At 42.0% G+C, this 26,639-nt stretch carries 27 protein-coding genes and 1 tRNA gene; 22 read left to right on the top strand and 6 right to left on the bottom strand.

The window, feature by feature from the left end; all coding sequences use genetic code 11:
• Position 1: 1 nt before the first annotated feature.
• From HT718_RS03370 to HT718_RS03380, 3 genes are read left to right on the top strand one after another with little or no spacing between them, the layout of a single operon-like run.
• On the top strand, positions 2–757 hold the full coding sequence (locus HT718_RS03370; protein ID WP_061759448.1) for an ABC transporter ATP-binding protein: 756 nt from the start codon (positions 2–4) through the stop codon (positions 755–757).
• Between the two features lie 19 nt (positions 758–776).
• A complete protein-coding gene (locus HT718_RS03375; RefSeq protein WP_061759449.1) occupies positions 777–1,787 on the top strand; it encodes an ABC transporter substrate-binding protein in 1,011 nt (336 codons plus the stop codon).
• Positions 1,768–2,460 carry an alpha/beta hydrolase-fold protein gene (locus HT718_RS03380; protein ID WP_173267276.1) on the top strand — a complete coding sequence of 231 codons (693 nt, stop codon included), beginning with the start codon at positions 1,768–1,770 and terminating at the stop codon, positions 2,458–2,460. The genes HT718_RS03375 and HT718_RS03380 overlap by 20 nt, the downstream gene beginning before the upstream one ends.
• 43 nt (positions 2,461–2,503) lie before the next feature.
• Here HT718_RS03380 and HT718_RS03385 read toward each other — a convergent pair whose 3' ends face one another.
• Complete coding sequence (locus HT718_RS03385) at positions 2,504–3,253, bottom strand: 1-acyl-sn-glycerol-3-phosphate acyltransferase (protein WP_173267278.1); 750 nt, start codon at positions 3,251–3,253, stop codon at positions 2,504–2,506.
• A gap of 133 nt (positions 3,254–3,386) precedes the next feature.
• On the opposite strand from HT718_RS03385, the gene HT718_RS03390 reads away from it, so the two are divergent.
• The 6 genes from HT718_RS03390 to HT718_RS03415 all read left to right on the top strand — a co-directional run bounded on the left by HT718_RS03390 (position 3,387) and on the right by HT718_RS03415 (position 10,494).
• On the top strand, positions 3,387–5,723 hold the full coding sequence (locus HT718_RS03390) for a cation-translocating P-type ATPase (RefSeq protein WP_173267281.1): 2,337 nt from the start codon (positions 3,387–3,389) through the stop codon (positions 5,721–5,723).
• A 101-nt stretch (positions 5,724–5,824) separates the two neighbouring features.
• On the top strand, positions 5,825–6,502 hold the full coding sequence (locus tag HT718_RS03395) for a tRNA (adenine(22)-N(1))-methyltransferase TrmK (RefSeq protein ID WP_173267283.1): 678 nt from the start codon (positions 5,825–5,827) through the stop codon (positions 6,500–6,502).
• A complete protein-coding gene (locus HT718_RS03400; RefSeq protein ID WP_173267292.1) occupies positions 6,489–7,286 on the top strand; it encodes a Nif3-like dinuclear metal center hexameric protein in 798 nt (265 codons plus the stop codon). Before HT718_RS03395 ends, HT718_RS03400 begins: the two co-directional genes overlap by 14 nt.
• A 16-nt stretch (positions 7,287–7,302) precedes the next feature.
• Entirely contained in the window at positions 7,303–8,406 is a 1,104-nt protein-coding gene (locus HT718_RS03405) for an FAD-binding oxidoreductase (protein ID WP_173267294.1), read from the top strand.
• Between the two features lie 101 nt (positions 8,407–8,507).
• Positions 8,508–9,527, top strand: a complete 1,020-nt coding sequence (galE, locus tag HT718_RS03410) for a UDP-glucose 4-epimerase GalE (RefSeq protein ID WP_173267296.1) — start codon at positions 8,508–8,510, stop codon at positions 9,525–9,527.
• A 1-nt stretch (position 9,528) separates the two neighbouring features.
• Positions 9,529–10,494 carry a glycosyltransferase family 2 protein gene (locus tag HT718_RS03415; protein WP_173267298.1) on the top strand — a complete coding sequence of 322 codons (966 nt, stop codon included), beginning with the start codon at positions 9,529–9,531 and terminating at the stop codon, positions 10,492–10,494.
• Positions 10,495–10,544: 50 nt separating this feature from the next.
• On the opposite strand, the gene HT718_RS03420 is transcribed toward HT718_RS03415, so the two are convergent.
• Positions 10,545–10,751 (bottom strand): ferredoxin, encoded by a 207-nt coding sequence (locus HT718_RS03420; RefSeq protein ID WP_162489578.1) that lies wholly within the window; start codon positions 10,749–10,751, stop codon positions 10,545–10,547.
• 45 nt (positions 10,752–10,796) lie between these two features.
• On the opposite strand from HT718_RS03420, the gene HT718_RS03425 reads away from it, so the two are divergent.
• From HT718_RS03425 to HT718_RS03460, 8 genes are all read left to right on the top strand, one after another.
• Positions 10,797–11,282, top strand: coding sequence for an SAG1386/EF1546 family surface-associated protein (locus HT718_RS03425; protein WP_173267300.1), 486 nt, complete (start codon positions 10,797–10,799; stop codon positions 11,280–11,282).
• 8 nt (positions 11,283–11,290) lie between these two features.
• Positions 11,291–11,962 (top strand): (d)CMP kinase, encoded by a 672-nt coding sequence (cmk, locus tag HT718_RS03430; protein ID WP_173267303.1) that lies wholly within the window; start codon positions 11,291–11,293, stop codon positions 11,960–11,962.
• Between the two features lie 130 nt (positions 11,963–12,092).
• A complete protein-coding gene (locus HT718_RS03435) occupies positions 12,093–12,431 on the top strand; it encodes a zinc ribbon domain-containing protein YjdM (RefSeq protein WP_020903640.1) in 339 nt (112 codons plus the stop codon).
• A 2-nt stretch (positions 12,432–12,433) separates the two neighbouring features.
• The gene (locus tag HT718_RS03440; protein WP_173267305.1) at positions 12,434–13,063 is read left to right on the top strand and encodes a Pr6Pr family membrane protein; all 630 of its coding nucleotides are present in this window, start codon (positions 12,434–12,436) and stop codon (positions 13,061–13,063) included.
• 224 nt (positions 13,064–13,287) lie between these two features.
• Entirely contained in the window at positions 13,288–14,439 is a 1,152-nt protein-coding gene (locus HT718_RS03445; protein ID WP_173267307.1) for an MFS transporter, read from the top strand.
• A gap of 100 nt (positions 14,440–14,539) precedes the next feature.
• Positions 14,540–15,289, top strand: a complete 750-nt coding sequence (gene truA, locus HT718_RS03450) for a tRNA pseudouridine(38-40) synthase TruA (protein ID WP_173267309.1) — start codon at positions 14,540–14,542, stop codon at positions 15,287–15,289.
• Positions 15,279–16,052 (top strand): bifunctional hydroxymethylpyrimidine kinase/phosphomethylpyrimidine kinase, encoded by a 774-nt coding sequence (locus HT718_RS03455; RefSeq protein WP_173267311.1) that lies wholly within the window; start codon positions 15,279–15,281, stop codon positions 16,050–16,052. The genes truA and HT718_RS03455 overlap by 11 nt, the downstream gene beginning before the upstream one ends.
• Entirely contained in the window at positions 16,030–16,491 is a 462-nt protein-coding gene (locus HT718_RS03460; RefSeq protein WP_173267313.1) for an ECF transporter S component, read from the top strand. The genes HT718_RS03455 and HT718_RS03460 overlap by 23 nt, the downstream gene beginning before the upstream one ends.
• Before the next feature lie 256 nt (positions 16,492–16,747).
• Here the strand turns inward: HT718_RS03460 and HT718_RS03465 are convergent, their stop codons facing one another.
• The 4 genes from HT718_RS03465 to HT718_RS03480 all read right to left on the bottom strand — a co-directional run bounded on the left by HT718_RS03465 (position 16,748) and on the right by HT718_RS03480 (position 21,498).
• A complete protein-coding gene (locus HT718_RS03465) occupies positions 16,748–17,830 on the bottom strand; it encodes a Xaa-Pro peptidase family protein (protein WP_173267315.1) in 1,083 nt (360 codons plus the stop codon).
• 127 nt (positions 17,831–17,957) lie between these two features.
• The gene (gene gatD, locus HT718_RS03470) at positions 17,958–18,740 is read right to left on the bottom strand and encodes a lipid II isoglutaminyl synthase subunit GatD (protein WP_173267317.1); all 783 of its coding nucleotides are present in this window, start codon (positions 18,738–18,740) and stop codon (positions 17,958–17,960) included.
• Positions 18,740–20,083 (bottom strand): lipid II isoglutaminyl synthase subunit MurT, encoded by a 1,344-nt coding sequence (gene murT, locus HT718_RS03475; protein WP_173267320.1) that lies wholly within the window; start codon positions 20,081–20,083, stop codon positions 18,740–18,742. The genes gatD and murT overlap by 1 nt, the downstream gene beginning before the upstream one ends.
• Positions 20,084–20,181: 98 nt before the next feature.
• Entirely contained in the window at positions 20,182–21,498 is a 1,317-nt protein-coding gene (locus tag HT718_RS03480) for an FAD-containing oxidoreductase (RefSeq protein ID WP_173267322.1), read from the bottom strand.
• 329 nt (positions 21,499–21,827) lie between these two features.
• On the opposite strand from HT718_RS03480, the gene HT718_RS03485 reads away from it, so the two are divergent.
• The 5 genes from HT718_RS03485 to HT718_RS03505 all read left to right on the top strand — a co-directional run bounded on the left by HT718_RS03485 (position 21,828) and on the right by HT718_RS03505 (position 26,630).
• Positions 21,828–23,405: a DEAD/DEAH box helicase gene (locus HT718_RS03485; protein ID WP_061759465.1), complete on the top strand. Its 1,578-nt coding sequence runs from the start codon at positions 21,828–21,830 to the stop codon at positions 23,403–23,405.
• A 277-nt stretch (positions 23,406–23,682) separates the two neighbouring features.
• Positions 23,683–24,471: a GTP-sensing pleiotropic transcriptional regulator CodY gene (gene codY / locus HT718_RS03490; RefSeq protein WP_000940740.1), complete on the top strand. Its 789-nt coding sequence runs from the start codon at positions 23,683–23,685 to the stop codon at positions 24,469–24,471.
• On the top strand, positions 24,471–25,046 hold the full coding sequence (locus HT718_RS03495) for an isochorismatase family cysteine hydrolase (protein WP_049539920.1): 576 nt from the start codon (positions 24,471–24,473) through the stop codon (positions 25,044–25,046). Before codY ends, HT718_RS03495 begins: the two co-directional genes overlap by 1 nt.
• Before the next feature lie 80 nt (positions 25,047–25,126).
• Positions 25,127–25,212: transfer RNA gene (locus tag HT718_RS03500), tRNA-Leu, on the top strand.
• Between the two features lie 140 nt (positions 25,213–25,352).
• Positions 25,353–26,630, top strand: a complete 1,278-nt coding sequence (locus HT718_RS03505; protein ID WP_061759466.1) for an ABC transporter permease — start codon at positions 25,353–25,355, stop codon at positions 26,628–26,630.
• Positions 26,631–26,639: the final 9 nt, after the last annotated feature.

Below are 26,639 nucleotides of genomic sequence, written 5' to 3' on the forward strand. Positions count from 1 at the left end.
TATGGACTTGATTTGTCAGGATATCCACTTTGGACTAGGAGAGAAAAAAATCCTCAAAGGAGTCTCTCTTAAGGTTGAAGGGAATCAATTTCACACGATATTAGGACCAAATGGAAGCGGGAAAACCAGTCTACTTAAACTCCTCTATCGTCAGGAAAAGGCGGACAAAGGCTTGATAAGCCTAGATGGAAAGCCTCTGGAACAATGGACGCTCAAAGAAACAGCCAAGCAAATGGCGGTCGTCACCCAGTTTAATCAATTGCAGTTTGATTGTACAGTTGAGGAAATCGTCTTGCTGGGAAGAACGCCCCATCTCTCTTTTTTACAGAAGGAAAAGGAAAGAGATTATGCCCTCGTTCAAGATGCTCTCGTCAAGGTAGATATGCTCGAGAAGAAAACTCGTCTCTATTCGTCTCTGTCAGGGGGAGAGAAACAACGAGTCTTATTAGCCCGCGCCTTGGCACAAGAACCGACTCTCTTGCTCCTGGACGAACCAAGCAATCACCTAGATATCAAGTATCAGCTAGACTTGTTAGCCATTGTGAAGAATCTCAAGGTCAATGTTTTAGCTGTCCTACATGATATTCAACTTGCTTGTCGCTATTCGGATTATCTCTATCTGATGAAAGAGGGGGAAATCCTGTACCAAGGTACTCCAAAGGAGACCATCACCCCTGAGTCATTGCAAACTGTATATGGAGTTCAAAGTCAGGTGACTTGGACCGAGGATCAGCAAGCCATGATTCACTATTTATAAAAATGAAAAGGAAAATAAGATGAAAAAAACACTAAGCATTTTACTGGTAACAGTAGCTACCTTAACTTTGGCAGCTTGTGGTAACACTACTACAGAAAAAGCTACCACACAATCTAGCACAGAAACAAGTCAAAAGGCTAACGCAGAGACGACTTATCCGCTAACTATCAAAACTTATGATGCTAAAGGAAATGAAGTCGAACAAGTTTTTGACAAGACACCTGAAAAAGTTATTACCAACAATCTTTCAACCACGGAAATCTTATTGGAGCTAGGCTTGAAGGATAAAATTGCTGGCATGCTCAACCCTGACAATGCTGTAACAGATAAATATAAGGACGCGATTGCGACTATTCCTCAAATTGGCGATAAAAAAACAGTCTCACAAGAGACAGTTCTTTCTTATGAGCCAGACGCTGTGATGGGTCGAAACATGATGTTTTCTGAAAAATCCTTGGGGACAGTTAGCACTTGGAATGAAAACAAAATCCCAGTTTATACGCAAAAAGCTTCTCTCTCAACGATTCAGCAAGATTTGGGGAATATCGTAGAAGATGTTAAAAATCTTGGAATGATTTTTAATGTTCAGGACAAGGCTAATGAATACGCAGCCCAATTACAAACTAAAATTGACGCTGTTAAGAAAGCAAATCCAGCAAGCCAAGGTGAAAAGAAAAAGGCTTTGATTATGGTTGCTTATAATGATGAAACCTTCGGTGCCTACAAGTCTGCTTTGCAAGAAAGTTTGCTGAACCAACTTGGTTATACAAACGTTGCTACGGGGACATCAGGCTTGACCTTGGAAAATCTCGTGTCAATGGATCCTGAATTGATTATCTATGTAACCAGCGACCGCAATAAAAAATTGGATGAAAAAGCAGTAGAGTTGATGAAGGCAAATGCTGTTTTGGAAAGCGTTCCTGCTATTAAGAATCAAAAAATCATGACCATCTCTTACGATGAGTTGATGGATTATGGTCCAGCAGTGATTGATTCCCTTGAGAAAATCAATGACTTTATCAATAAATAATGAGTTTGATTGGGAAGGAATTCAAGTCAAAATCAGCCTTCCTTCTAACTACGACCCCAATCAAACCTATCCGGCTATTTTATTGAATGATGGGAACTTGGACTTCTTATCGTCCCTTTCTGAATTTGTGATTTTAGTGGGCTTGACCTCTAAAAATCGCCTAGACGACTACACTCCCTGGGTGACATCAGCTCTGAGAGAGGGAGATCCAGATTTTGGTGGTCAGGCAAATGCCTATCATGATCATTTATTTGGAGGTCTTTTAGACAAGTTGCAGTCGTTTTATCGTCTGGATGAAGCACGCCTTGCTTATGGAGGCTACTCACTAGGTGGTTTGGTGGCAGTCTACAGTCTTTTCAGCTTTTACAAGGTTTCCTGTGTCTTTTCGATCTGCGGTTCCTTTTGGTATCCTGATTTTGTGACTTACTGCAAGGAAGAAAATGTGAAAAATTTGGACTGTTTGCTGTATTTACAGAACGGTCACATAGAAGGAGCACACCATACTAATCGCTTGGCTCAAGCACCAGTCTATGCTGAGCAGATCCATACCAGTCTTCAGAAATGCTATCCGAACGGTCAGTTTGTCTTTGACCCTTATGGACATCATGAACAAGTGGCTGAACGATTCCTAGCTTTTTCTAGCTGGTTGATCCAAAAATGGAAAATCGAATAAAAGATTTATCCCTTGGCTTTTGCCAAGGGATTCTTGTATTTATTTAACCAAGTTTTTCTCTCTTTTTATCTGGATTCCATACGAAGCTTGCGATAAAGCTAAAGATGATGGTTAGGATAGCGAGGATAATGGCAAGGATGAGAGCAGGGATACGGATAAACCACCAGAGTGGGTTTGGTTTTTTATCATTGTGCCATTGTTTCGTTTCTTGGTCCAGACGTTGAAATTCTGCTTGGATATGATTGGCGACTGTTTCAATGCCTTCATCATTCATTTTTTTGATATCTGAGATATCGATTGGATTTCCGAAGTTCATATCAACACGCTCGCGGCTAACCAAGCCTTTCAAGGTCATAGGACCTGTATAGGTAACAGGCATGATACGGACCTTGGCCATTTTGGCAATCAGAGCTACGCCCCCCTTGACATCGTTTGAGTGACGGCTCCCACTTGGAAACATGATGAGAGAGCGGTCACTTTTTTTGAGAACATTGATAGGGTATTTGATGGCTGAGGCGCTAGGATTTTCACGGTCGATAGGAAAGGCGCCACACATACGAATCCACCAGCCAAAGATACGGTTGGTAAAGAGCTCTTTTTTGGCCATAAAGATAAATTGTTTTGGCTTGGTTGCAAAGGCCATATAAACAGGATCCCACCAGGTGCGGTGAGGCGCAACCAGGATATAATTTTCATCTTGATTAGGAATTTTATCAGTATTATGATAGTGGGCATTGCCATTGATGGACCATAGGAGCAAGACAACCAATCCACGTAAATAAGTATAAAACATGCGATCTCCTTCGATTGTTTTCTTGTTATTATTATACCTTATCAAAGGAGGGCTGGCAAACTTTTTCCCTTGACTAGGTCCATATTTGGGATGAGATTAGAATTATGTTAAAAAAAATGATATGATAGAATTTATGGATAAAAATAAGATTATGGGATTAACCCAAAGAGAAGTCAAGGAAAGACAGGCTAAGGGCTTGGTTAATGATTTTACCGCTTCGGCCAGCACCAGCACTTGGCAAATCGTTAAACGAAATGTCTTTACCCTTTTTAACGCTTTGAACTTTGCCATTGCTTTGGCACTTGCCTTTGTGCAGGCTTGGAGCAATCTGGTCTTCTTTGCCGTTATCTGCTTTAACGCTTTTTCTGGTATTGTGACTGAGCTGCGGGCTAAACACATGGTGGACAAGCTCAATCTCATGACCAAGGAAAAGGTCAAAACCATTCGTGATGGACAGGAAGTTGCCCTCAATCCTGAAGAATTGGTGCTAGGAGACGTCATTCGTTTGTCTGCTGGGGAACAGATTCCTAGTGATACCCTCGTTTTAGAAGGTTTTGCGGAAGTCAATGAAGCCATGTTGACGGGTGAGAGTGATTTGGTGCAAAAGGAAGTGGATGCCTTGCTTTTGTCAGGGAGTTTCCTAGCCAGTGGGTCGGTTTTAGCTCAAGTCCACCATGTCGGGGCAGACAACTATGCTGCCAAACTCATGCTGGAAGCTAAGACAGTGAAACCCATTAACTCCCGTATCATGAAATCGCTAGACAAGCTAGCCGGTTTTACTGGGAAGATTATCATTCCCTTTGGTTTGGCTCTCTTGCTAGAAGCCTTGATGTTAAAAGGATTGCCTCTTAAGTCGTCCGTTGTAAATTCGTCAACAGCCCTTTTGGGGATGTTGCCCAAGGGAATTGCCCTTTTGACCATCACTTCACTCTTAACAGCGGTGATTAAGCTAGGCTTGAAAAAGGTCTTGGTGCAGGAGATGTACTCTGTTGAGACCTTGGCGCGCGTGGATATGCTCTGTTTGGACAAGACGGGCACCATCACCCAAGGAAAGATGCAGGTGGAGGCTGTTCTTCCTTTGACTCAAGCTTATGATGATGAAGCTATTGCAAGTATCCTGACCAGTTATATGGCCCATAGTGAGGATAAGAATCCAACAGCCCAAGCTATTCGCCAACGTTTCCAAGGTCAGGTAGCCTACCCTATGCTTTCGAATCTTCCTTTCTCAAGCGACCGCAAGTGGGGAGCCATGGAATTGGAAGGTCTGGGGACAGTTTTCTTAGGTGCGCCTGAGATGTTGCTGGACTCTGAAGTCCCAGAAGCCAGAGAGGCCTTGGAGAGAGGGTCACGTGTCTTGGTTTTAGCCCTCAGTCAGGAAAAACTAGACTACTACAAACCACAAAAACCTTCTGATATTCAGGCCCTGGCCTTGCTGGAAATCTTGGACCCCATTCGAGAGGGAGCAGCAGAGACGCTGGACTATCTCCGTTCTCAAGAAGTGGGACTCAAGATTATCTCTGGCGACAATCCGGTTACAGTTTCCAGTATTGCTCAGAAGGCTGGCTTTGCGGACTATCATAGCTATGTAGATTGCTCGAAAATTACGGATGAGGAATTGGTTGCTATGGCGGAGGAAACAGCCATTTTCGGACGTGTTTCCCCTCATCAAAAGAAACTCATCATCCAAACTCTGAAAAAAGCAGGGCATACAACGGCTATGACAGGGGACGGAGTCAATGATATCCTGGCTCTTCGTGAGGCGGATTGTTCGATTGTAATGGCTGAGGGAGATCCAGCGACTCGTCAGATTGCTAATCTAGTTCTCTTGAACTCAGACTTTAATGATGTTCCTGAGATTCTCTTTGAAGGTCGTCGTGTGGTCAATAACATTGCCCATATAGCACCGATTTTCTTGATTAAGACGATTTATTCCTTCTTGTTAGCAGTCATCTGTATTGCCAGTGCTTTTCTAGGACGGTCAGAGTGGATCTTGATTTTCCCCTTCATTCCGATCCAGATTACCATGATTGACCAGTTTGTGGAAGGTTTCCCACCATTCGTTCTGACTTTTGAGCGAAATATCAAGCCTGTCGAGTCAAACTTCCTCAGAAGATCCATGCTTCGTGCCCTACCAAGTGCACTTATGGTCGTGTTTAGTGTTCTTTTTGTGAAACTATTTGGAAGTAGTCAAGGTTGGTCTGAATTAGAAATCTCAACTCTACTCTATTATCTCTTGGGGTCAATTGGTTTCTTATCCGTATTTAGAGCCTGCATGCCATTTACCCTTTGGCGTGTCCTCTTGATTGTCTGGTCAGTAGGAGGTTTCTTAGCCACAGCTTTCTTCCCAAGAATTCAAAAACTGCTTGAAATTTCAACCTTAACAGGACAAACATTGCCTGTTTATGGGGCCATGATGTTGGTATTTACCGTGATTTTCATCCTGACTAGTCGCTACCAAGCTAGAAAATAAAGAAAGGCTGCAATCTGTGGATTGCGGTCTTTTTAGGTGCAAGATTGCCAGCCGAAATATGGTATAATAAATGGTAACAGAGTTTTGGAAAGTGAGAGAAGATGATTTCAAAGAGATTAGAATTGGTGGCTTCCTTTGTTCCCCAAGGGGCCATTTTACTAGATGTGGGGAGTGACCATGCTTATCTGCCAATCGAGTTAGTCGAGAGAGGCCAAATCAAAAGTGCCATTGCAGGTGAGGTGGTGGAAGGTCCCTACCAATCTGCAGTCAAAAATGTTGAAGCGCACGGCCTAAAGGAGAAAATCCAGGTTCGTTTAGCCAATGGTCTGGCAGCATTTGAAGATACTGACCAAGTGTCGGTCATCACCATTGCAGGTATGGGCGGTCGTTTGATTGCTAGGATTTTAGAAGAGGGCTTGGACAAGCTGGCTAATGTAGAGTGTTTAATCCTACAGCCTAATAATCGTGAAGACGACTTGCGCATTTGGTTGCAAGATAACGATTTTCAGATTGTGGCAGAAAGCATTTTAGAAGAAGCTGGCAAGTTTTACGAGATTTTGGTAGTGGAAGCAGGACAAATGAAGCTCTCAGCCAGTGATGTTCGCTTTGGACCTTTCTTGTCCAAAGAGGTCAGTCCAGTCTTTGTCCAAAAATGGCAAAAAGAAGCTGTTAAGCTAGAGTTTGCCCTCGGACAAATCCCAGAAAAAAATCTGGAGGAACGTCAAGTTCTAGTAGATAAAATTCAAGCCATCAAGGAGGTTCTCCATGTTAGCAAGTGAAGTGATTAATGCGTATGAAGTCTTTTGCCCTCAGGAATTTTCAATGGAGGGAGACAGTCGTGGCCTGCAAATTGGCACTTTGGACAAGGATATCCAAAGAGTTATGGTTGTCCTCGATATTCGTGAAGAGACGGTGGCAGAGGCTATTGAAAAGGGTGTGGATTTGATTATCGTTAAGCACGCGCCGATTTTCCGTCCCATCAAGGATTTGGTAGCTAGCCGTCCGCAAAATCAGATTTATATAGACCTGATTAAGCATGACATTGCAGTTTATGTCAGCCATACCAATATTGACATCGTTGAAAATGGCCTCAATGACTGGTTCTGCCAGATGCTAGGCATTGAGGAGACGACTTATCTGCAGGAGACAGGTCCTGAACGTGGAATTGGTCGTATTGGGAATATTACGACTCAGACCTTTGGGGAATTGGCCCAGCATGTCAAGCAAGTCTTTGGCCTAGATAGTCTTCGAATGGTGCATTATCAAGAGACTGATTTGCAGAAGCCTATTTCAAGAGTGGCTATCTGTGGCGGAAGCGGGCAGTCTTTCTATAAGGATGCTTTGGCAAAGGGAGCAGATGTCTATATCACTGGTGACATTTATTACCACACTGCCCAGGATATGCTGTCTGATGGCTTGTTAGTACTGGATCCAGGTCACTATATAGAAGTGCTGTTTGTAGAAAAAATCGCAGCACTCCTTACTCAATGGAAGGAAGAAAAGAGCTGGGATATTGATATCTTGCCTAGTCAAGCATCGACCAATCCTTTCCACCATATCTAGTTAGAAAGTGAAGACAATGAAGAAAGTTGCCATTATCGGAGCAGGGATTGTAGGTGCCACAGCTGCCTACTACCTCTCGAAAGAAAGTGACCTAGAGGTGACCGTTTTTGACCATGGACAAGGTCAGGCTACCAAGGCTGCGGCAGGCATTATCAGTCCTTGGTTTTCAAAACGCCGCAATAAAGCCTGGTACAAGATGGCACGCTTGGGTGCTGACTTTTATGTGGATTTGTTGGCTGATTTAGAAAAGTCTGGTCAGGAAATCGACTTTTACCAGCGTTCGGGAGTTTTTCTCTTGAAAAAGGATGAAACTAAGTTGGAAGAACTCTATCAACTAGCCCTGCAGCGTAGGGAAGAATCTCCTTTAATAGGGCAATTAGCCATTTTAGACCAAGCGTCTGCAAATAAATTATTTCCTGGCTTGCAGGGATTCGACCGCCTGCTCTATGCTTCTGGTGGAGCGAGAGTAGATGGTCAACTCTTGGTGACTCGTCTGCTGGAAGCTAGTCAGGTCAAGCTGGTCAAAGAAAAAGTGAGTCTGACACCTTTAGAATCAGGTTATCAGATTGGCGAAGAGGTGTTTGAACGGGTTATTTTGGCGACGGGAGCTTGGCTGGGACACCTGTTAGAGCCTTTGGGATATGAAGTGGATGTTCGTCCTCAAAAAGGACAACTCCGAGATTATCAGCTTGCTCAAGACATGGAAGCTTACCCTGTTGTTATGCCCGAAGGAGAGTGGGATTTGATTCCTTTTGCAGGTGGGAAATTGTCTCTAGGTGCTACCCATGAAAATGATATGGGATTTGATTTGACGGTGGATGAAAGCTTGCTCCAGCAAATGGAGGAAGCAGCCTTGCCTCACTACCAAGCCTTGGTAGAAGCGACTTCCAGAGCTGAGCGTGTGGGAATCCGTGCCTACACCAGTGATTTCTCTCCTTTCTTTGGGCAGGTGCCAGAATTGGCAGGTGTCTATGCAGCTAGTGGTCTAGGTTCATCAGGCCTCACAACTGGTCCTATCATTGGTTACCATCTAGCCCAACTTATCCAAGACAAGGAGTTGACCTTGGATCCAGTAAACTACCCAATTGAAAACTATGTCAAACGACTAAAAAACGAATAAAATTTTACTGAAATTTTAGCTTCTCCTCTAGGATGGCAAATGACATTCCCTATCAAAAATGGTAAAATAAGAAAAAATAATCCGAGAATCGAGGAAAGAAGATGCAAGAAAAGATTTTAGTAACAGGTGGAACTGGTTTTATCGGAACCCACACAGTTATTGAGTTAATCCAAGCAGGTCATCAGGTTGTTGTGGTGGATAACCTTGTTAATAGTAACAGAAAAAGTTTAGAAGTTGTTGAGAGAATTACAGGAGTTGAAGTGCCTTTCTATGAGGCAGATATCCGTGATACTGATACTCTCAGAGATATTTTCAAGCAAGAAGAACCAACGGGTGTCATTCACTTTGCTGGTTTGAAGGCTGTTGGCGAATCTACCCGTATCCCTCTTGCCTATTATGACAATAATATCGCTGGAACTGTTAGTCTTTTGAAGGTCATGGAAGAAAACAACTGTAAAAACATCATTTTCAGTTCTTCTGCGACAGTTTATGGAGATCCGCACACAGTGCCAATCTTGGAAGATTTCCCACTTTCTGTGACCAATCCATATGGTCGCACCAAGCTTATGCTTGAGGAAATTTTGACAGATATCTACAAGGCAGACTCAGAATGGAATGTGGTCTTGCTTCGTTACTTTAACCCAATCGGAGCTCATGAGAGTGGTGATTTGGGAGAAAATCCAAACGGTATTCCAAACAACCTCTTGCCATATGTGACTCAAGTAGCCGTTGGGAAATTAGAGCAAGTGCAAGTATTTGGAGACGATTACGATACGGAAGACGGAACTGGTGTTCGTGACTATATCCACGTTGTTGATTTGGCTAAAGGTCACGTTGCAGCTTTGAAAAAAATCCAAAAAGGTTCAGGTCTAAACATTTATAACCTTGGAACTGGTAAAGGTTACTCCGTTCTTGAAATTATCCAAAACATGGAAAAAGCGGTGGGACGTCCTATTCCTTACCGCATCGTAGAACGCCGCCCAGGTGATATCGCTGCCTGCTATTCAGACCCAGCAAAAGCCAAAGCAGAACTCGGTTGGGAAGCAGAACTAGATATCACCCAAATGTGTGAAGACGCATGGCGTTGGCAAAGTAAGCATCCAAATGGATTTGAAGACTAAGATGGTGATGTCAATCATTGTCCCTTGTTTAAACGAAGAGGAAGTACTTCCTCTTTTTTATCAGGCTTTGGAAGATTTGATTCCTGATTTGGGAGCAGAAATCGAGTATGTATTTGTCGACGATGGATCAAGTGATGGGACCTTGGAACTCTTAAAGACCTATCGGGAGCAAAATCCGGCAGTGCATTATCTTTCTTTCTCTCGAAATTTTGGTAAAGAAGCAGCCCTCTATGCAGGCCTGCAGTATGCGACAGGAGATCTGGTGGTGGTGATGGATGCAGACCTACAAGATCCTCCTAGTATCTTGCTTGAAATGAAAGCTTTACTAGAACAAAATGCAGATTTGGACTGTGTAGGGACACGCAGAACCAGTCGGGAGGGAGAACCCTTCTTTCGCAGTTTCTGTGCTGACCTCTTTTATCACCTCATGCAAAAAATTAGTCCAGTAGCCCTGCCGTCAGGTGTTCGTGATTTTCGGATGATGAGAAGATCAGTAGTCGATGCCATTTTAAGTTTGACCGAGTCCAATCGTTTTTCAAAGGGACTATTTGCCTGGGTAGGTTTTAAAACCTACTATCTGGACTATCCAAATGTCGAAAGGCAGGCTGGCAAGACAAGTTGGAGTTTTAGGCAGCTCTTTTTCTACTCCATGGAAGGGATTGTTAATTTTTCAGATTTTCCTTTGATTATAGCCTTTGTAGCAGGTCTTCTATCTTGTTTTATTTCTCTCCTCATGACCTTTTTTGTTGTGGTTCGGACCCTTATTTTGGGCAATCCGACATCGGGTTGGACCTCTCTGATGGCTGTCATTCTCTTTCTTGGAGGCATTCAACTCTTGACCATTGGGATTCTCGGCAAGTACATCAGTAAGATTTATCTAGAGACTAAAAAAAGACCACTTTATCTTATCAAAGAAAAAAGTGATCTTCCTATTTTAACCGAAAAAAATAGAGAGAAAAGACTATAATTTTACATGGAAATATGCTAAACTAGAAGGAGTGGATTACCGCCCTTGATTTAGGATTCCTGGTTTCCAATCAGGGCGCGAGTTGGGCAGTTTTTAATAGCCTCTAAGACGTCTTGACTAGGAGAAATTTCTTTTTCCAGTTGATCAGGATCATCGTAAAAACGTACGATTCCATTATCGTGGTAATCAAATAAATCAGAATAAGTTTGGCAAAGCCCACAGGCAATGCAACGTTCAGGTATAAGTGTGATTTTCATATTTATATTGTAATAAGAAAAGTAAAAAAAAACAAGGAGTAAGGTATGGCAAAAGAACCGTGGCAAGAAGATATTTATGAAAATCAAGAGGAAACAAGAACACAACGTCATAATCGAGAACAAGGTGGAGGAGTCATTGCTAATCGTATCTTAACTATTTTAGCAAGTATTTTCTTTGTGATTGTAGTTGTGATGATTATTGTTCTGATCTATCTTTCATCGGGTGGGAGTAATCGTACAGCAGCCTTGAAAGATTTTCATGATTCTGATGCAAATGTAGTACAGATTTCATCTTCTAGTAGTTCAGAGCAGGCATCTTCTAGTTCAGAGGAAAAGGTAGAAGAGTCATCTAGTAGTTCAGAACATCCAACTGATCCAGAAGGAACGACAAAAGTGTTAGCAGGAGAAGGGGAAGCATCCATTGCAGCTCGTGCAGGTATCTCGATTGCTCAGTTGGAAGCCTTAAATCCTAGTCATATGGCTACAGGCTCTTGGTTTGCTAATCCAGGTGATGTTATAAAAATAAAATAGGAGCCGATATGAAAACAATTCAAATTGCTATTGACGGTCCTGCTTCAAGTGGTAAGAGTACGGTCGCAAAGATCATTGCTAAGGATTTTGGTTATACCTACCTTGATACAGGAGCCATGTATCGTGCAGCGACTTATATGGCTCTCAGGAACCAATTAGGAGTTGAACAAGTTGAAGAACTCTTAGACTTATTGGACCAGCATCCAATCAGCTTTGGGCGTTCAGAAACTGGAGAACAGCTTGTCTTTGTAGGAGATGTGGATATTACTCATCCTATCCGTGAGAATGAAGTGACAAATCATGTCTCTGCTATTGCAGCAATTCCTGAAATTCGTGAGAAACTGGTTTCTCTCCAACAAGAAATCGCCCAGCAAGGTGGGATTGTTATGGATGGGCGTGATATTGGAACTGTTGTATTGCCACAAGCAGAGTTGAAAATTTTCCTAGTAGCCTCTGTTGATGAGAGAGCAGAGCGCCGTTATAAGGAAAATATCTCCAAGGGAATTGAGACAGACCTTAAAACCCTAAAAGAGGAAATTGCTGCGCGTGACTACAAGGATAGTCATCGTGAGACTTCACCTCTCAAACAAGCAGAGGACGCAGTTTACCTTGATACAACAGGCTTGAACATTCAAGAAGTAGTTGAAAAAATCAAAGCAGAAGCTGAAAAAAGAATGTAAATGTTGAAAAGCCGATAGATTGATATCGGTTTTTTTCTAAATTTGTCAAAATACTAATTTTAAGGTATAATAGTTGCTGTTCGAGAAATTTTGATTTTCAAAGAATAGTGAATGATGATAAGGAGAAACCATGAACAACCTACCAAATTGCCCACAATGTAACTCAGAGTATGTCTACGAAGACGGTGCCCTACTGGTTTGCCCAGAGTGTGCTCATGAGTGGAATCCTGCTGAAGTTGCAGAAGTAGAAGAAGGTCTTGTCGCTATCGATGCCAACGGAAATAAATTGGCTGACGGTGATACAGTAACTCTCATCAAGGACTTGAAGGTAAAAGGTGCGCCAAAAGATTTGAAACAAGGGACGCGCGTGAAAAATATCCGCATCGTAGAAGGCGACCACAATATCGACTGTAAAATCGATGGCTTTGGCGCTATGAAACTCAAATCAGAGTTTGTTAAGAAAATTTAAGCATGTCAAAGCACTATAAACTAGTATTTTATAGCCGTATCTTCTTGTTTCTAGCGGCTTTTACGGGAGTTTATCTTGAAATCGCCAAGCATGGTGGATTTGGGATGCTTCTCTATTATACGATTCTGTCAAATCTGTTAGTAGCGATTTTTACGCTCTATCTCCTAAAGGTTATGAGCCGTTTAGGTGAAAACTGGCAAAGGACAAGTCTCTTGCGCTTAAAAGGTGGAGTTACCATGAGTATCATGATTACCTGTGTAATTTACCATTTCCTCTTAGCGCCCATTGCGACTAATTTCTATACTCTGGAAAATTTCCTTTGCCACTATATCGTTCCCCTTTGGTTTTTAGCAGATACCCTCTTTTTTGACAAACAGGGTCAATACAAGATTTGGGATCCAGTTGTGTGGACGATTTTACCCTTGCTGTATATGATTTTTGCTCTTTTTAATGGTTTGGTATTGAAATTAGACATTCCTAATTCTAAGGTCAGTCCTTTCCCTTACTTTTTTTTGAATGTGAACAAGGGTTGGGATATCGTGTTCAAGTGGTGTCTGATTATCTTTGTTGCCTATATGGTGGCAGGATTTATCTTCTACTTTATCAAGCAAATCAAGAGAAAGTCATCCTAATACTCTTCGAAAATCAAATTCAAACCACGTCAGTTTCGCCTTGCCGTACTCAAGTACAGCCTGCGGCTATCTTCCTAGTTTGCTCTTTGATTTTCATTGAGTATAAGACACAAGGGATTCATTTTCGAGTTTAAGAAGGAGTCTATATACGAATGAGACTTCTTCTTTTCTTGCTTGAAAACTATCTAAAAAAGAAGATTAAGAGAAATATAGAAAGAGATTTTATGAAACAATTTTTAGAACGGGTCAGTATTTTGGCTCTCTCCCTCGTTTTGATTACGTCCTTTTCGATTTCAAGTGCCCTACCAGCCATGTTTGACTATTATCAGGGTTATCCTAAGGAACAAATTGAGCTCTTGGCGAGCTTGCCTTCCTTTGGGATCATGATCATGTTACTACTAAATGGTTTCTTAGAAAAAATATTCCCTGAGCGCTTACAGATTAGTTTGGGCTTGCTGATTTTATCACTCAGCGGGACGGCTCCCTTCTGGTATCAAGCCTACCCCTTTGTTTTTGGAACACGGATTCTTTTTGGTTTAGGTGTTGGGATGATCAATGCCAAGGCCATTTCCATTATCAGTGAACGTTATCAAGGAAAAACGCGAATTCAGATGCTAGGGCTACGTGGTTCTGCAGAGGTTGTTGGAGCTTCTCTCATTACCTTGGCCGTCGGTCAGTTGTTGGGCTTTGGTTGGACAGCTACTTTCTTAGCCTATAGTGCTGGATTTTTGGTGCTGACCCTTTATCTGCTCTTTGTCCCTTATGGAAAGGAAAAGAAAGAAGTCAAGAAAAAAGAGAAGGAAGCAAGTCGCTTAACTCGGGAAATGAAAGGCTTGATTTTTATCCTAGCTATTGAAGCAGCAGTGGTAGTTTGTACTAATACAGCTATTACCATCCGTATTCCAAGTTTGATGGTGGAAAGAGGACTTGGAGATGCCCAGTTATCTAGTTTTGTTCTTAGTGTCATGCAGTTGATCGGTATTGTGGCTGGGGTGAGTTTTTCTTTCTTGATTTCTATTTTTAAAGAGAAACTGCTCCTCTGGTCTGGTATTACCTTCGGTTTAGGGCAAATCGTGATTGCCCTGTCTCCATCCTTGTGGGTGGTAGTGGCAGGAAGCATTCTGGCTGGTTTTGCCTACAGTGTAGCCTTGACGACGGTCTTTCAACTTGTCTCTGAAAGAATTCCAGCTAAACTCCTCAATCAAGCAACCTCATTTGCAGTTTTAGGCTGTAGTTTTGGAGCCTTTACGACCCCATTCGTTCTAGGGGCAATTGGCTTGCTAACACAAAATGGTATGTTGGTCTTTAGTATCTTAGGATGTTGGTTGATTGTAACCTCTATCTTTGTCATGTACCTACTTCAAAAGAGAGCTTAGGATTGATTTCTTAAGTTTTTTCTTTTGAGTTTTTTTGTACCCAGACAATATTTATTTTAGAACCTTGTCTACAGATTAATTTCTTGATAAAATAGAAGTTATGACGAGATATAAAGCAACTATTTCCTATGATGGTTATGCCTTTGCTGGTTTTCAGCGCCAGCCTCATGCGCGTAGCGTTCAGGAGGAAATTGAAAAAACCTTGACTAGATTGAATAAGGGGCAAGCCATTACTGTTCACGGTGCTGGTAGGACAGATAGTGGGGTTCATGCCCTGGGACAGGTCATTCATTTTGACCTGCCCTATCAGATGGATGAGGAGAAGCTCCGTTTTGCTTTGGACACCCAGTCTCCTGAAGATATTGATGTGATTTCGATTGAGCTTGTGGCAGATGATTTTCATTGCCGTTATGCCAAGCACAGTAAGACCTATGAGTTTATCGTGGATAGGGGGCGTCCCAAGAATCCTATGCGCCGTCACTATGCGACTCACTTTCCCTATCCACTCGATGTGGAACGCATGCAAATTGCAATCAAAAAGCTAGAGGGAACCCATGATTTTACCGGTTTTACAGCCTCTGGGACTAGTGTAGAGAATAAGGTTCGCACCATCACAGAAGCTAGTTTAACAGTTGATGAGACAGGTCAGTTTTTGACCTTTACTTTTTCAGGAAATGGTTTCTTGTATAAGCAGATTCGCAATATGGTGGGGACACTGCTCAAAATCGGCAATAGCCGTATGCCAGTAGAGCAGATTGACTTGATTTTAGAGAAGAAGGACAGGCAGCTAGCTGGTCCAACGGCAGCACCAAATGGCTTGTATCTAAAGGAGATTCGTTATGAAGAATAATCGTATTTTAGCACTTTCAGGAAATGATATTTTTAGTGGTGGTGGTTTGTCAGCTGATTTGGCTACCTATACCTTGAACGGTTTGCATGGCTTTGTAGCAGTAACTTGTTTGACAGCCTTGACAGAAAAAGGATTTGAAGTCTTTCCAACTGACGATGCCATTTTTCAACATGAATTAGATAGCTTGCGTGATGTGGAATTTGCAGGGATTAAGATTGGTCTTCTACCAACTGTCAGTGTGGCTGAGAAGGCATTGGACTTTATCAAGCAACGCCCAGGAGTGCCTGTGGTTCTGGACCCTGTCTTGGTCTGCAAGGAAACACACGACGTAGCTGTAAGTGAGCTCTGTCAAGAACTGATTCGTTTTTTCCCTCATGTTAGTGTGATTACGCCTAACCTCCCAGAAGCAGAATTATTAGCTGGTCAGGAAATCAAAACCTTGGAAGACATGAAAGTTGCAGCGCAGAAATTGCATGAATTAGGAGCGCCAGCAGTCATTATCAAGGGAGGCAATCGCCTTAGTCAGGACAAGGCTGTAGATGTCTTTTATGACGGACAAACCTTTACAGTCCTAGAAAATCCTGTCATCCAAGGCCAAAATGCTGGTGCAGGTTGTACCTTTGCCTCAAGCATTGCCAGTCACTTGGTTAAAGGTGATGAACTTTTACCAGCAGTAGAAAGTTCTAAAGCTTTCGTTTATCGTGCCATTGCACAAGCAGATCAATATGGAGTAAGACAATATGAAGCAAACCAAAACAACTAAAATCGCCCTTGTATCCCTCTTAACCGCCCTTTCTGTGGTTCTAGGTTATTTCTTAAAAATTCCAACACCGACAGGTATTTTAACTCTTTTAGATGCGGGTGTCTTCTTTGCGGCCTTTTACTTTGGTAGTCGTGAAGGGGCTGTAGTCGGAGGACTAGCAGGTTTCTTGATTGACCTCTTATCAGGCTATCCTCAGTGGATGTTCTTTAGCTTAATCAATCATGGCTTGCAAGGGTTTTTCGCAGGATTTAAAGGCAAAACTCAGTGGTTAGGCCTTATCCTAGCAACCATTGTCATGGTGGGGGGCTACGCCTTGGGTTCTACTTTAATGAATGGCTGGGCAGCAGCTCTACCAGAAATCCTACCAAATTTCATGCAAAATATGGTAGGGATGATTGTAGGATTTATCCTTAGTCAAAGTATTAAGAAGATTAAGTAACACTCTTCGAAAATCTCTTCAAACCACGTCAGCTTCACCTTGTCGTAGATATGGTTACTGACTTCATCAGTCTTATCTACAACCTCAAAACAGTGTTTTGAGCAACCTGCGGCTAGCTTCCTAGTTTGCACTTTGATTTTCATTGAGTATAAAGAGGCTGAGTCAAAAGTCCTAAAAATAATAAAAATGCATAGTATCAGGTGTTGAAAAAACTTGATACTATGCATTTTTATTGTGGGAAGATTTTCGAAGAATATTAATCAAAATAAAGCAAGTCTTTGCTGGTGCTTGTAAAGAGGTCAAAGCCATCCTTGGTAACAACACCGCAGTCTTCGATACGGACACCGACTTTACCAGGGATATAGATACCTGGTTCAACAGAGAAGCACATGCCCTCTTCGATGACCATGTCGTTTCCTTCCATGATGGATGGGAATTCGTGGACATCCATACCGATACCATGACCGAGACGGTGGTTGAAGTATTTTCCGTAACCAGCTTTTTCAATGACTTCGCGGGCAGCGCGGTCCACTTCATGGGCAGTTACACCTGGTTTGATAAAGTCAATAGCTGTTTGTTGGGCTTCAAGAGTCAAGTTGTAAATGTCTTTCTTGAATTGGTCAGGTTTGCCGACTGCGACTGTACGAGTCATATCTGACGCATAGCCGTTGACTAGAACACCAAGGTCAAAGAGTAGAAGAGCATTATTTTCAACCTTGTTAGCTGCTGGAATACCGTGTGGATTTGCAGCATTATCACCAGTCAAGACCATGGTATCAAAGCTCATTTCATAGCCTTCACGTTTCATGGCAAAGTCAATTTGAGCAATGATATCTGTCTCGGTCTTATCAAGAGAAATATTGTCAAAACCAATCTTAACAGCCTTGTCCGCATAGAGACCTGCAACCATCATTTTTTGCACTTCATCAGCTGATTTGATGAGGCGCATACGTTGGATACGAGGAGTGAGGTTTTCAAACTCAGCAGTTTCAAAAACTGTTTTCAAGCCATGGTATTTGGTCAAGATAAGATTGTCAAACTCAACAGCAACACGTTTGAAGTCGTGCTGAGGCAAAGCGTTTTTGATTTTTTGCCATGGATTTTCAGAATCCACATAGCCCACAACTGGGAAGGAAACAGTGCTAGTAGCACGCTCAACTTCAAGGGCTGGGACAAAGAGGAGGGGTTCTTGATCCGCTAGGATAAAAAGGAACATTTGGCGTTCATGGGGATCACTGTAAAATCCAGTGAGGTAATTGATTGTGACGGGGTCAGATACGACAGCGACGTCTAGTGTTTCTGATTCAAGATATGTTACGATTTGTTGTAATTTAGACATATGCTACCTTCTTTCTACCCCTCTATTTTGGCAAAAAAAGAGAGAAAATGCAAGGGAGAAGGGTAAAAGAACAGACAAAAAGAACTCCGACAAGATAACAGAGTTCTTTGATATAATTTCCTTTTGTTTAAGAAAAGTCAGCCTTGCTTTTGACGTCGCTGTATTCTTCAGCGATTTCTTGGCTGAGAATGTCCTCATAGGCAGGGAGTTGGATGTCCTGACCATATTTTTTCTTGAGGGCAGTAGTGACCAGGCGATAGGCCAGATTGGCATTGCGAGAGAGGATAGGTCCGTGGAAGTAGGAACCAAAGACATTCTTGTAATGAACCCCTTCGCCTACCTTTTCTTCGTTATTTCCATTTCCATAGACAACCTGTCCCAGTGGTTTTTGGTCATCAGAGAGGAAGGTACGGCCCTGATGATTCTCAAATCCATAGTAGGTTTCATTGAAATCTTCATTATGAATCTTGATGTCCCCGATAAAACGGTTATTAGTCTGGTTGAGGGTGTAGTGGCCCATGACACCGAGTCCTTCGATACGTCTCCCTGAAGCTTCAATATAATATTGTCCCAATAGTTGGAAACCACCACAGATAGCCAGAACTACACCGTCGTTTTGGATATAGTTGTCAATGCTCTCTTTTTTAGCAGGTAGGTCGTCTGCAATGATACTTTGTTCAAAGTCTTGACCGCCACCGAAAAAGGCGATGTCGTAGTGGTTTTCATCAAAGTTATCATGGAGAGAAACGATGTCAACCGTCACATGGGCTCCCAGTTTTTCAGCAACATACTTGAGCATGAGGATGTTTCCATTGTCCCCATAGGTATTCATGAGGTTACCGTAGAGGTGGGCAATGTTGAGCTGATAAGGGTAATTGCCAGCTTTTGAGGAAAGTGAAGTATAAACCATTAGTTCATCTCCTTTCTAACAATCTGACGATTAGCCAGCAGTTCGCGGAATTCAAGCATAGCAGTATAGGTAGCCAGGATATAGGCATGCTTGCAGTCTTGATTCTCAATTGTCTTAAGAACTTGTTCCAGACTACTTGTTTCAGTAATTTTATCAGCTGGATAGCCAGTTACTCGTAGACGACGAGCGATTTCAGAATGGCGAACACCGCCAGCGTTGATTTCAGGGATGTCCATGTCAGTGATTTGTTCAAAATCAGCATCCCAGATCCAGCTGGTATCAATTCCGTCTGCATAGTTAGCATTAAGGAGGACAGATAGGCTAAATGGATAAGGTGCTAGTTTAATCATCTCGATAGCTTGGGTCGCACCGACTGGATTTTTAATCAAGACAAGGGTACATTCTTTATCGCCGATATGGAAGGTTTCCTGACGACCAAAGACAGCACGGCTCTTGTCAAATCCCTGCTTGATGAGTTGTGAATCTGCACCAAGGAAACGGGCGATGGCAACCGCAGCTAGGGCGTTGTAGATATTGTAGAGACCACCGATTTGGATACCATATTCTTGTTCGTCAATGACAAAGCGAGAGCGATTGTTGGTTAACTCAACCAATTCTGTCAAGCGATAGTCGAGATCAGGACGTTTACATCCGCAGCCTTCACAGATATAGGCACCCAAGTTTGCATAGGTATTGTGCTCGTATTTGAGGATGCCTTGGCAGTCAGGGCAGAGGATTCCTTCGGTATTGTAGTGAGCCAGTTGGGCTGGACCTTTCTCCAAGTCAAAACCAAAATACTGTACAGGATTTGGAATAGCTGGCTTGTAGAAAAGTGGACTGTCTCCATTAAGGAGAACAGTGGCAGTAGGCACCTTACGAATAGCATCCAAAATCATCTTGTAAGTTGTGTAAATCTCACCATAGCGGTCCATCTGGTCACGGAAGATATTGGTGATAACAAAGAGACTAGGCTGGATATAGTCACAGATACGAGATAGGCTGGCTTCGTCAATTTCGAGGACGGCAATATTTTTTCCAGTTTTAGAAGATTTGGCTGTTAAGAAGGTTGTCGCAATTCCTGTGATCATGTTGGCACCGCTTGGGTTGGTCAGAACTTGACCATAAACCTCTTTTAAAATGCCGACAGTGAGGGCAGTTGTCAAGGTTTTTCCGTTGGTTCCAGTGACTACGACAATCTCGTAGTTCTTAGCTAGGTTTTGTAAAATATCTTTATCAAATTGAAGGGCAAGTTTTCCTGGGAGCGTACTTCCGCGGCCAAGACGGCTTAAAACGAAGTGAGAAGAACGCCCAGCTAGGAGGCCCAAAGTAGTTTTTAAGTTCATGTTTCTATTATATCATAAAAGAGGGAAAAGACAGATTTGAGATTTCGAAGAAGTAAAAACAGCCCAAAGAGGGCTGTTGGATACGATTAAATCTCAACTTAAATTGCAAACAAGTCATTCAAGTTCTCAGCCAAGGTTGGGTGAGTGAAGATTTGTTTTGTGAAGTAAGTGTAAGGAATCTTGTTGTCCATAGCAACAGTGATGATGTTGATGATTTCTTGAGAACCTTCTGAGAAGATGCTTGCTCCAAGAATTTCTTTTGTTTCAGTATTGACAACAGCTTTGAAGGCTCCACGAAGGTCTCCATTTACGTGACCGCGAGGCATTGCTGCAACAGGGATTTCCTTCACTGCGTATGGAAGTTTCAAATCAGCTGCTTGGCTTTCAGTCAAACCAACTTGTGAAAGTGCAGGTGTGATAAACATGGTGTTTGGCACATTGAGACGGTCTTCAAGTGTGTAGCTGCCATCTCCAGCAAGGTAGCTGTAAACAACACGGAAGTCATCAAGTGAAATGTAAGTGAATTGAAGACCACCATTAACATCTCCAACCGCAAAGACACCAGGAACGTTTGTTTGACAATGTTTGTCTACTTTAATAGCACCACGTTCAGTTAGTTCAATATCTGTATTTTCAAGTTGAAGTGGTTCTACATTTGGTTTGCGTCCAGTTGAGTAGAGAAGGGCGTCGAAACGGTACGTTTCGTTTTCAGTTACGAGGAGCACTTGGTCACCATCGTTTTTGATTTCAGTAGTGCGGATATTTTGAAGTAATTCAATACCGTCTTCTTCCATATATTGCTTAGCAAGAGCTGCGATGGAAGGTTCTGCACGAGGTAGGAAAGTATCCAAGGCATCTAGAACTGTAACTTTGCTTCCAAGTTTATTGTAAAGACCAGCAAATTCAAGACCGATATTTCCGCCACCAAGGACACCAAGTTTTTCAGGCAATTTGTCCAAGTTTTGGATACCTGTTGAGTCAAAGACATTTTTGCTTGTAGCAAGTCCTGGAATTGGCAAGACGTTTGAAACAGCACCAGTGTTGATGACGATAGTTTCAGCAGTCAATTCTTGTTTTTCATCACCAGCTTGGATTTCGATGACTTTATTTGAAAGGAAGTGAGCTTCCGCATCAAAAATATCGACGCCTGTACCAGCAACAGTCGCATAGTTTTTACCATTGAGGCGACCAGTGATAGTGTTTTTAGTAGCAATGACTTCTTCAAAAGACAAGTCTTTCTCAGCAGCAACTAGCAAAGTTTTAGTTGGAATACAACCGATGTTGATACAAGTTCCACCGTACATTGCTTTGCTACGTTCAACGAGGGCAACTTTTTTGCCAGCTGAAGCCAATTTACCAGCTAGTGTTTTACCAGCTTTACCAAATCCGATAACGATTAAATCATAAGTTAACATTTAGAGTTCCTCCTATTCGCATTTCATTCTAGCACAAGAAAAAAACTTTTGCACAATTCTGCTACGCTTTTAAAAAGTTTACAAAATAGTAAAAATTTCAGCCTCATTTTCTAAGGAAAATCGTTTACATGACTTTATCGATGGATTAGGCTATCTTTTGCTCTTGTCTTGTGTTATACTAGATAGGTTGCAAAGAAAACAGTACTTTTCTTTTGTGGAAAAGAAGCAACACGATTTTATATCCAGTATATGAAAATCCGTCATAAAAAGAAAAGTATAAACTAAGCCCTATAGGGTGGCTTCGCACCACCTTTAGAAAGAAGAATAACGTGAAATTTAATGAATTAAACTTGTCTGCTGATTTGCTAGCAGAGATTGAAAAAGCTGGTTTTGTAGAAGCCAGTCCGATCCAAGAACAAACTATTCCCTTGGCTCTTGAAGGTAAGGACGTTATCGGTCAAGCTCAGACTGGTACAGGAAAAACTGCAGCCTTTGGCTTGCCTACCCTTGAAAAAATCCGTACAGAAGAAGCGACCATCCAAGCTTTGGTTATCGCTCCAACACGTGAACTTGCTGTCCAAAGTCAAGAAGAACTCTTCCGCTTTGGCCGTAGCAAGGGAGTGAAAGTTCGCTCAGTTTACGGTGGTTCCAGCATTGAAAAACAAATCAAAGCTCTTAAATCTGGTGCCCATATCGTGGTGGGAACTCCAGGTCGCCTCTTGGACTTGATTAAACGCAAGGCCTTGAAATTACAAGATATTGAAACTCTCATCCTTGACGAAGCAGATGAAATGCTCAACATGGGCTTCCTTGAAGATATCGAAGCGATCATTTCTCGTGTCCCTGAAAACCGTCAAACCCTACTCTTCTCAGCAACTATGCCAGATGCCATCAAGCGTATCGGTGTTCAGTTTATGAAAGAACCTGAGCATGTGAAGATTGCTGCCAAGGAATTGACAACAGAATTGGTTGACCAATACTATATCCGAGTTAAAGAACAAGAAAAATTTGATACCATGACCCGTCTCATGGACGTGGAACAACCAGAACTTGCTATCGTATTTGGTCGTACAAAACGCCGTGTAGATGAATTGACTCGTGGTCTGAAAATCCGTGGCTTCCGTGCAGAAGGAATTCATGGAGACCTAGACCAAAACAAACGTCTTCGTGTCCTTCGTGACTTTAAAAATGGCAATCTTGATGTTTTGGTTGCGACAGACGTTGCAGCGCGTGGTTTGGATATTTCAGGTGTGACCCATGTCTATAATTACGATATTCCACAAGATCCTGAAAGTTATGTTCACCGTATCGGTCGTACAGGTCGTGCTGGTAAATCAGGTCAGTCTATTACCTTCGTTTCACCTAATGAAATGGGTTACCTCCAAATCATCGAGAACTTGACAAAGAAACGCATGAAAGGTCTCAAACCTGCAAGTGCAGAAGAAGCCTTCCAAGCTAAAAAGCAAGTAGCTCTTAAGAAAATCGAACGTGATTTTGCTAATGAGGAGATTCGTAGCAACTTTGAGAAGTTTGGCAAGGATGCTCGTCAATTGGCCTCAGAATTTAGTCCTGAAGAATTGGCCATGTATATTCTCAGCTTAACAGTTCAGGATCCAGATAGTCTTCCTGAAGTGGAGATTGCGCGTGAAAAACCACTGCCGTTTAAACCATCAGGTAATGGCTTCGGTGGTAAAGGTAAGGGAGGTCGTGGAGGCCGTCGTGGGGACGACCGTCGAGACCGTGATCGCCGTGGCAATGGTCGTCGTGATGATTTCAAAAAAGGAAGTCGTGGCAATGATCGTTTTGATAAAGACAGACGTTACCGTAATAAAGACAATAAAAAACCACGCAATACTTCAAGCGAAAAGCAAACAGGCTTTGTTATTCGTAACAAGGGTGACAAATAAGAAAAAGCGGTTCAAAATGAATCGCTTTTTTATATAAGGAGACCAAGGTTGAAAGAAGATGGTGATAGCAAAGGATAGGTGAAATGGAAAGGTATTATCCATCCATCTTCTTATGATAATATAATATCAAAAACAAATTAGCTTGTCAACAAGAAAACCTAATTTTCTAAAATATTTCAGCTAGTCTAAATTGCAATTAAATAAGCAATTTTCAGATAATAATTGAAAATTCAAGCTTTTTATGTTATAATGATAGCGATTAAATTCGAGGTGAAAAATGGCACATTTACTAGAAAAAACAAGAAAAATTACTTCTATCCTGAAGCGCTCGGAGGAGCAGTTGCAGGAAGAACTTCCCTACAATGCGATTACCCGTCAATTGGCAGATATTATTGACTGTAACGCTTGTATCGTCAATAGCAAGGGACGTCTCCTTGGTTATTTTATGCGTTATAAAACCAATACAGATCGTGTAGAGCAATTCTTCCAAACTAAGATTTTCCCAGATGACTACATTCAAGGTGCGAACATGATTTACGATACAGAAGCCAATCTGACAGTTGATCATGATTTGAGTATTTTCCCTGTAGAGAGTCGTTCGGATTTTCCAGATGGCTTGACAACCATTGCACCGATTCATGTATCAGGGATTCGCCTTGGTTCTTTGATTATTTGGCGCAATGATAAAAAATTTGAAGACGAGGACTTGATTCTTGTTGAGATTGCGAGTACCGTTGTTGGAATTCAACTCCTCAACTTCCAGCGTGAAGAAGATGAGAAAAATATCCGTCGCCGTACTGCTGTTACCATGGCGGTTAATACTCTGTCTTACTCCGAACTCCGTGCTGTTTCAGCAATTTTAGGGGAATTAAATGGAAATGAAGGGCAGTTGACTGCGTCTGTGATTGCAGACCGTATCGGTATTACCCGTTCTGTGATTGTCAATGCTCTTCGTAAACTTGAGTCTGCGGGAATTATTGAAAGTCGCTCACTTGGAATGAAGGGAACCTACCTTAAGGTCTTGATTTCAGATATTTTTGAAGAAGTGAAGAAAAGAGATTACTAATGACTAAAGCTTTGATTTCGATTGATTATACAGAAGATTTTGTTGCCGACAGTGGTAAATTGACAGCAGGTGCTCCAGCTCAAGCTATTTCGGAAGCCATTAGTAAGGTGACTCGATTAGCTTTTGAACGAGGAGATTACATCTTCTTTACCATTGATGCTCATGAAGAAAACGATTGTTTCCATCCAGAAAGCAAGCTATTTCCTCCTCACAATTTGATTGGGACGAGTGGACGGAATTTATACGGAGATTTGGGAACCTTTTATCAAGAGCATGGTTCAGACAGTCGAGTTTTTTGGATGGATAAACGCCATTATTCAGCATTTTCAGGGACTGACCTAGATATTCGTTTGAGAGAGCGTCGAATTTCTACAGTTATCTTAACAGGTGTCTTGACGGATATCTGTGTTCTGCATACAGCTATAGATGCCTATAATCTAGGATATGACATCGAGATTGTTCAACCAGCCGTTGCTTCTATCTGGCCTGAAAATCATCAATTTGCTCTAGGCCATTTCAAAAATACACTTGGAGCTAAGTTAGTAGATGAGAAGCTAAATGAACTTTCAGAGTAATTTAGTTGATGAAATGAAAAAAATTTGAAAAAAGTGTTGACAAGAGTCCTAAAAGTTGATATACTAGTAAAGTAATCGACGCGGGGATGGCGGAATTGGCAGACGCGCAGGACTAAGGATCCTGTGACCGCTTTAGGTCGTGAGGGTTCAAGTCCCTCTCTCCGCATAGGATAAGAGTTAGCTTAGGCTAGCTCTTTTGTTTTCATCTAATTCAAGTAGAGCAAAAAAATTTTTGCTCTTTTTTTGCATTTCATAAACATTTCATATTTGGATTTTATAATAGTCTTACAAATATGGAGGTGACAAATGAATCCAATCCAAAGAGCTTGGGCTTATGTCAGCAGAAAACGACTGAGAAGTTTTATTTTATTTCTAATTTTATTGGTCCTATTGGCTGGAATTTCAGCCTGTTTGACTCTGATGAAGTCCAACAAAACAGTTGAAACCAATCTTTACAAATCACTCAACACATCTTTTTCGATTAAGAAGATAGAAAATGGTCAGACTTTCAAGCTGTCGGACCTAGTATCTGTAAGCAAGATTAAGGGACTGGAAAATGTCTCTCCTGAACTCGAGACGGTCGCAAAATTAAAAGACAAGGAAGCGGTGAGTGGCGAGCAGAGCGTGGAGCGTGATGATTTATCAGCTGCAGACAAAAACTTGGTTAGTTTAACAGCTCTTGAGGATTCATCTAAGGATGTGATCTTTACCAGCTCGGCTTTCAATCTAAAAGAAGGGCGACACCTTCAAAAAGGGGATTCCAAGAAAATCTTGATCCACGAAGAGTTGGCCAAGAAGAACGGTCTTACGCTTCATGATAAGATTAGCTTGGATGCTGGACAGTCAGAATCTGGCAAAGGACAAACAGTAGAGTTTGAGATTGTCGGCATCTTTTCTGGTAAAAAACAGGAGAAATTCACAGGCTTATCTTCCGACTTCAGTGAAAACCAAGTCTTTACAGACTATGAAAGTAGCCAAATCCTTTTGGAAAATGGTGAACCTCAAGTCAGTTCAGCTCGCTTCTATGTAGAAAATCCTAAGGAAATGGATGGACTTATGAAGCAGGTGGAAAACTTAGTCTTGGAAAGTCAAGGCTACCAAGTCGAGAAGGAAAGCAAGGCTTTTGAACAAATCAAAGACTCAGTTGCTACCTTCCAAACCTTCCTGACCATCTTCCTTTATGGGATGTTGATAGCTGGAGCTGGAGCCTTAATTTTGGTCTTGTCTCTTTGGTTGAGAGAAAGGGTTTACGAAGTGGGAATCCTTCTGGCACTTGGAAAAGGCAAGAGCTCGATCTTCCTACAATTCTGTTTAGAGGTGGTTTTGGTATCTATCGGTGCTTTGCTTCCGGCATTTGTTGCAGGAAACGCCATTACATCCTATCTGCTCCAATCTGTCCTAGCAAGTGGAGATCAGGCAAGCTTACAAGATACACTAGCTAAAGCAAGCAGTCTATCAACTAATATCCTATCATTTGCAGAATCCTATGTTTTTCTAGTTCTGCTTAGTTGCTTATCTGTAGCCCTTTGTTTCCTATTCTTATTTAGAAAATCACCTAAAGAAATTTTATCATCTATTAGTTAAGAAGGAGAA

The sequence above is a fragment of the Streptococcus sp. 714 genome, from assembly GCF_013277115.1.
Lineage (GTDB): Bacteria > Bacillota > Bacilli > Lactobacillales > Streptococcaceae > Streptococcus.

Excerpts from the sequence above, each read along its gene's own strand:
- HT718_RS03505 (WP_061759466.1), top strand. The coding sequence starts at position 25,353 with ATGAATCCAATCCAAAGAGCTTGGGCTTATGTCAGCAGAAAACGACTG.
- HT718_RS03425 (WP_173267300.1), top strand. The coding sequence starts at position 10,797 with ATGGCAAAAGAACCGTGGCAAGAAGATATTTATGAAAATCAAGAGGAA.
- HT718_RS03460 (WP_173267313.1), top strand. The coding sequence starts at position 16,030 with ATGAAGCAAACCAAAACAACTAAAATCGCCCTTGTATCCCTCTTAACC.
- HT718_RS03415 (WP_173267298.1), top strand. The coding sequence starts at position 9,529 with ATGGTGATGTCAATCATTGTCCCTTGTTTAAACGAAGAGGAAGTACTT.
- HT718_RS03370 (WP_061759448.1), top strand. The coding sequence starts at position 2 with ATGGACTTGATTTGTCAGGATATCCACTTTGGACTAGGAGAGAAAAAA.
- HT718_RS03480 (WP_173267322.1), bottom strand. The coding sequence starts at position 21,498 with ATGTTAACTTATGATTTAATCGTTATCGGATTTGGTAAAGCTGGTAAA.
- HT718_RS03455 (WP_173267311.1), top strand. The coding sequence starts at position 15,279 with ATGAAGAATAATCGTATTTTAGCACTTTCAGGAAATGATATTTTTAGT.
- HT718_RS03390 (WP_173267281.1), top strand. The coding sequence starts at position 3,387 with ATGGATAAAAATAAGATTATGGGATTAACCCAAAGAGAAGTCAAGGAA.
- HT718_RS03400 (WP_173267292.1), top strand. The coding sequence starts at position 6,489 with ATGTTAGCAAGTGAAGTGATTAATGCGTATGAAGTCTTTTGCCCTCAG.
- HT718_RS03380 (WP_173267276.1), top strand. The coding sequence starts at position 1,768 with ATGACTTTATCAATAAATAATGAGTTTGATTGGGAAGGAATTCAAGTC.
- HT718_RS03375 (WP_061759449.1), top strand. The coding sequence starts at position 777 with ATGAAAAAAACACTAAGCATTTTACTGGTAACAGTAGCTACCTTAACT.
- galE (WP_173267296.1), top strand. The coding sequence starts at position 8,508 with ATGCAAGAAAAGATTTTAGTAACAGGTGGAACTGGTTTTATCGGAACC.
- HT718_RS03435 (WP_020903640.1), top strand. The coding sequence starts at position 12,093 with ATGAACAACCTACCAAATTGCCCACAATGTAACTCAGAGTATGTCTAC.
- truA (WP_173267309.1), top strand. The coding sequence starts at position 14,540 with ATGACGAGATATAAAGCAACTATTTCCTATGATGGTTATGCCTTTGCT.
- HT718_RS03440 (WP_173267305.1), top strand. The coding sequence starts at position 12,434 with ATGTCAAAGCACTATAAACTAGTATTTTATAGCCGTATCTTCTTGTTT.
- HT718_RS03405 (WP_173267294.1), top strand. The coding sequence starts at position 7,303 with ATGAAGAAAGTTGCCATTATCGGAGCAGGGATTGTAGGTGCCACAGCT.
- codY (WP_000940740.1), top strand. The coding sequence starts at position 23,683 with ATGGCACATTTACTAGAAAAAACAAGAAAAATTACTTCTATCCTGAAG.
- HT718_RS03445 (WP_173267307.1), top strand. The coding sequence starts at position 13,288 with ATGAAACAATTTTTAGAACGGGTCAGTATTTTGGCTCTCTCCCTCGTT.
- cmk (WP_173267303.1), top strand. The coding sequence starts at position 11,291 with ATGAAAACAATTCAAATTGCTATTGACGGTCCTGCTTCAAGTGGTAAG.
- murT (WP_173267320.1), bottom strand. The coding sequence starts at position 20,083 with ATGAACTTAAAAACTACTTTGGGCCTCCTAGCTGGGCGTTCTTCTCAC.
- HT718_RS03395 (WP_173267283.1), top strand. The coding sequence starts at position 5,825 with ATGATTTCAAAGAGATTAGAATTGGTGGCTTCCTTTGTTCCCCAAGGG.
- HT718_RS03495 (WP_049539920.1), top strand. The coding sequence starts at position 24,471 with ATGACTAAAGCTTTGATTTCGATTGATTATACAGAAGATTTTGTTGCC.
- HT718_RS03420 (WP_162489578.1), bottom strand. The coding sequence starts at position 10,751 with ATGAAAATCACACTTATACCTGAACGTTGCATTGCCTGTGGGCTTTGC.
- HT718_RS03465 (WP_173267315.1), bottom strand. The coding sequence starts at position 17,830 with ATGTCTAAATTACAACAAATCGTAACATATCTTGAATCAGAAACACTA.
- HT718_RS03385 (WP_173267278.1), bottom strand. The coding sequence starts at position 3,253 with ATGTTTTATACTTATTTACGTGGATTGGTTGTCTTGCTCCTATGGTCC.
- gatD (WP_173267317.1), bottom strand. The coding sequence starts at position 18,740 with ATGGTTTATACTTCACTTTCCTCAAAAGCTGGCAATTACCCTTATCAG.